Origin of the sequence: Wolbachia endosymbiont of Drosophila bocki, assembly GCF_028982005.1 — a bacterium.
Taxonomy (GTDB): Bacteria; Pseudomonadota; Alphaproteobacteria; order Rickettsiales; family Anaplasmataceae; genus Wolbachia; species Wolbachia pipientis.
The window spans coordinates 1-4191 of the sequence record NZ_JAPQLG010000055.1 but is presented as its reverse complement, the minus strand read 5'-3'; the positions used below and the strand labels follow the sequence as shown (position 1 = coordinate 4191).

Below are 4191 nucleotides of genomic sequence, written 5' to 3'. Positions count from 1 at the left end.
ACGAAGATTTTAAACAGGTTCTTAACTATGCTTATTTTACCTCATATTTTCGAGATCCTTAACAGGTTCTTAGACAACAGTATGCAAGTGAAACTAGTGAAGAGGATCTAAAAAAAGTGGTGGGAAGTGATGTAATTATTGGCAAGGCTTATAATGAGTTGAATCAATATAATTGGAGTGAAGAAGAGCGTTTTACTTATGATCAAGATAAGAAACGTGAGGATGATAATTTATCCTGCATTATGCAAAGTAGAATTGAAGGAAAAATTGAAGTTGCAAAAAACTTACTTAAAGCTGGCATCTCTATTGATATTATCTCCCAGACAACCAGCCTTCCTCAAGCTAAAATTGAACAACTTCAGGAAGAAATCGCCTAAAAGGCTTGTTGGTTTTTGAATTTATTTCGTGTAACATTGTCACAATGATACCCTTCCTGGCGTATCAAACAACAGAGGTCTAGTGATCAACGAAGAAATTGTAAGAGAGAACTTAAAAAAAGTCATAGAGCAAAAAAGCGGTAAAGATGTGATCGCTCTTGACATAATATCCTCAATCATTATTAAAGGCGGGGACATTGGTTTTGCGCTTGAAGTTGCCGGTGACACGCAAGCAAACGAAGAATTAAGAAAAATTTGTGAACAAACTGTTAAGGCTGTACCAGGGGTAGAGAAGGTAACCGTGGTTGCTACTTGTCAAAAACAAACTGGGCAACAAAAAGCTAAATTACATATCGAAGGAGTGAAAAATATAATCGTTGTGGCCTCTGGTAAAGGCGGTGTGGGCAAGTCCACAGTTGCGCTAAATCTTGCTCTCTCATTAGCAAAGTTGAAACATAAAGTTGCGCTGGTTGATGCAGATATATATGGTCCTTCAGTTCCTAAAATGCTTGGCACTGAAAAATTAAAGCCAGAAATACAGGGTGGAAAAGCAATACCTATAGAAAGGTATGGACTACATACTATTTCAATCGGCTATTTTGTTGACAAGGATCGTGCAGCAATATGGCGCGGACCTATGATCACAAAAGCACTTTATAATCTGCTAATGGGAACAAGGTGGTCTGATATAGAATATTTGATAGTTGATACACCACCTGGAACTGGCGATATGCATTTAAGTCTTATGGAAAATTTTAACTTAACCGGAGCGATAATAGTTTCAACTCCACAGGAGCTCTCTTTAATCGATGCTCGCAAAATTTATGATATGCTTAAAAAGCTCAGCGTACCGGTTATTGGCATTGTAGAAAATATGAGTTATTTCATTCAAAATAACTCAAAAATATACATATTTGGAAAAGACGGTGCAAAAAGAATGTCCGAAGAGCTAGGAATCAAACTCCTAGGCAGAATTCCTCTAGATCCACAAATATGCCATGCTTCTGATTGCGGAAATCCTTTAATGTTAAGTGAAGACTTAGCAGGGATTTATGAAGGTATTGCTAAAGATGTTAGGTCTTTGTCTATAAAGCTTGTTTAAACTATTTTCAAAATAGATAAAATATAATTTTACAATTAGCGTGAATAAAACGAATCAGGTGGTAGCTCCTATTGGCCTCATTAATAACTCTGTAGCTGTAAAAATAGTCTACCACTTAAGAAACAGTAAAACGGCATGAATCTAAAACCTTATTTACGCTTAATTCTTTTAAAGTACTGCAAGCTCCTTCACAATTTGGCACCTTTTGAAAAGAGCTTGGATTATTATACAGTCTAGATCTTATTTGTGGTATATTAAGTAACTTATTTATATTATTGCTATACTTTTGTTCCCTGATTTTTTCTTTTACAAACGGACAGCCTTGAAATAAATCCTGTACTAGGCAACTCTTAGAGGATAATCCATAAGGAGTCTGACCTTTCTTGTTCTGAATAAAACAATCTGCACCATGCTCAAATAATAATCTTATAGCAAATAAAAATTCTGATTGCACAGCATTATGTAAAGGTGTACTACCATCATGATCACGTTCATTAACCATACACTTGACCATGTCATGCGTATAGGACCTATTATTACCGCTTAAAATTTCCTCCATTCGCAGTAGTAGCCTATTATCATTTCCTAAAAACATCCCCTTTTCTAGTTCAGAAGTGAGTCTATGTAACTCATTCTCGCGCTTGTATATCATTTCCTCACGAAATACTGATCTTATGTGTAAGTCTAATATTGGATTATGGCGATAAAATTGACTAAATGTCTTCTCATGCTCAAATCTTCTTGCTCTTTCTTCACACTCCTTACGGTACATACGCTCACTCGATTTACTGATCGAACCTATTAGTAATGTCAAATCTATCTTCTTGTGTGTACAAGACTCTTCTATTGATTTATTGATCGAATCTGTTAGTAATGTCAAATCTATTTTCTTGTGCGTATTAGACTCTTCTATTTCCACAGAACGCGCCATAACAGCACCTGCAATCAGAAGAACTGCAGTAAAAGCGAACGCCACTATTAGTACATAACGCCAAGGAGATGAACTATATGAGAAATAAACTGCTAAAGCACCTGCCAAAGATGCAGCTGTCAATTGAGAGAACCTGACTGATGATTTTTTAGTTTTACTGTACCTTTCGTTTTCTTGAAAACTATCATCTTTGTATTCGCTCAGATCTGCTTTTCTTTGTGTGTTCATTTTGATTAACCCTATTCATATTTAATAGGTAGTTTTATGTCACTTTCAACAAAAAGTCTATATTTTTTTATGAATAACTCTAAAACTTATTTAAACTATCCTCAAAACGAATAAAATGTAATTTTAGGTGAATAAAATGAATTACGATGTAATCATTTCAGGTGGTGGGTTACTTGGTCTTATTACTGCCATTGGCCTCAGTTGTGACTCTGTGTCTGTAGCTGTAATTGAAAAAAATAGTCTACCACGTGTAGTAGATGACAACCGAGCATTTGCTATTTCTCAAGGTTCGAAAAAAATATTGGAAAAGTTAGGGATTTGGCAGTTTGTGGAGAGTGAAGCTGAGCCAATACTTGATATATGCATATTAGATGGAGATAGCCCAATTACTGTGCATTACAATCATAAAATGGTTAGCAAAGAGCCAATGGGTTATGTTATTAACAATGCTGCTATATGGAATGCAATCAACAATAATTTTTTGAATAAACTGAATATATACTCTCCACATTCCTATAAAACAATTGCTTGTGATTCAGGATATGTGGAAGTGATTCTTGATAATAACCCGGAATTAATATCATCGCTACTTATCTGCGCTGAAGGCAAAAACTCTAAATTACCAGAGTTATTTTCTATACCGACAGTGAAATTTGACTATAAACAAAGTAGCATGGTATTTAATGTAAAGCATGAACTGCATCACCAAAACTTAGCTGTGGAGCGTTTTTTCCCTGGCGGTCCATTTGCAATTCTACCGATGAAGGGTGGCTATACTTCTTCGATAGTTTGGACAGAAAAATCTGAAATTTCAAAAATGCTAATGGATCTGTCTGAAGAAGAATTTATTATAGAGCTTAAAAAAAGATTTGGTTCTTATTTAGGAGAGATAAAATTAGAGGGTGAAAGAAAACTTTATCCTTTAAGTTTTGCTTTTGCAAAAAAGTCATATAAGGGTAGAGTTTTGCTTATCGGCGATGCAGCACATTCAATTCATCCAGTTGCAGGTCAAGGGCTTAATCTTGGAATTAGAGATGTAGAAAGTGTTATAAAGCACGTAGTTGCTGCAAAAGCGGCTGGTACTGATGTTGGCAGTAGTTATTTATTAAAGAAAATTTCACGTAACAGATACTTTGATAATTTTACAATGGCGCTTGCAACTGATGGATTAAATAGGATGTTTTCCAACAGAATATTCTGCGCTAAAGCACTAAGAAATCTTGGCTTGATTGCAGTTGAAAATTCAAATTTCCTCAAAAAACGCTTCATTCGGCATGCTATGGGATTTATATAAATCACTATTTTATAGCTAATGCAAGTCAGGTTTCCCACGTCATACCGCCGCGGTATCTTGGCCGCTAACACGTAGCGGGATGACGAATGTATCTGTTCAGCAGTTGTGTTAAAAGTCAATAGAAAAATTGGTGTAGCTGTGGATAAGTACTTTTATCTGTATAAACGTGCTTATCCACAGCTATGCTGGCTCTTAGAACCTGTTAAGGATCTCGAAAATATGAGGTAAAATAAGCATAGTTAAGAAAGAGGTATATCTA

Annotated in this window: 4 protein-coding genes; 3 read left to right on the top strand and 1 reads right to left on the bottom strand. The window is 35.4% G+C overall.

Annotated elements, in window-relative coordinates; translation table 11 throughout:
• The first annotated feature begins 119 nt into the window (after positions 1–119).
• Both OZD61_RS01095 and OZD61_RS01090 read left to right on the top strand, forming a co-directional pair.
• Positions 120–377 (top strand): hypothetical protein, encoded by a 258-nt coding sequence (locus tag OZD61_RS01095; protein WP_274979533.1) that lies wholly within the window; start codon positions 120–122, stop codon positions 375–377.
• Between the two features lie 82 nt (positions 378–459).
• Positions 460–1479 carry an Mrp/NBP35 family ATP-binding protein gene (locus OZD61_RS01090; protein ID WP_274979532.1) on the top strand — a complete coding sequence of 340 codons (1020 nt, stop codon included), beginning with the start codon at positions 460–462 and terminating at the stop codon, positions 1477–1479.
• A gap of 115 nt (positions 1480–1594) precedes the next feature.
• Here the strand turns inward: OZD61_RS01090 and OZD61_RS01085 are convergent, their stop codons facing one another.
• The gene (locus OZD61_RS01085) at positions 1595–2638 is read right to left on the bottom strand and encodes an ankyrin repeat domain-containing protein (RefSeq protein ID WP_274979531.1); all 1044 of its coding nucleotides are present in this window, start codon (positions 2636–2638) and stop codon (positions 1595–1597) included.
• Between the two features lie 136 nt (positions 2639–2774).
• Here OZD61_RS01085 and ubiH point away from each other — a divergent pair, with 136 nt between their 5' ends.
• Positions 2775–3932 (top strand): 2-octaprenyl-6-methoxyphenyl hydroxylase, encoded by a 1158-nt coding sequence (gene ubiH, locus OZD61_RS01080; RefSeq protein WP_274979530.1) that lies wholly within the window; start codon positions 2775–2777, stop codon positions 3930–3932.
• Positions 3933–4191 lie beyond the last annotated feature (259 nt).

Coding starts and splice junctions, on each gene's coding strand:
- ubiH (WP_274979530.1), top strand. CDS start 2,775: ATGAATTACGATGTAATCATTTCAGGTGGTGGGTTACTTGGTCTTATT.
- OZD61_RS01085 (WP_274979531.1), bottom strand. CDS start 2,638: ATGAACACACAAAGAAAAGCAGATCTGAGCGAATACAAAGATGATAGT.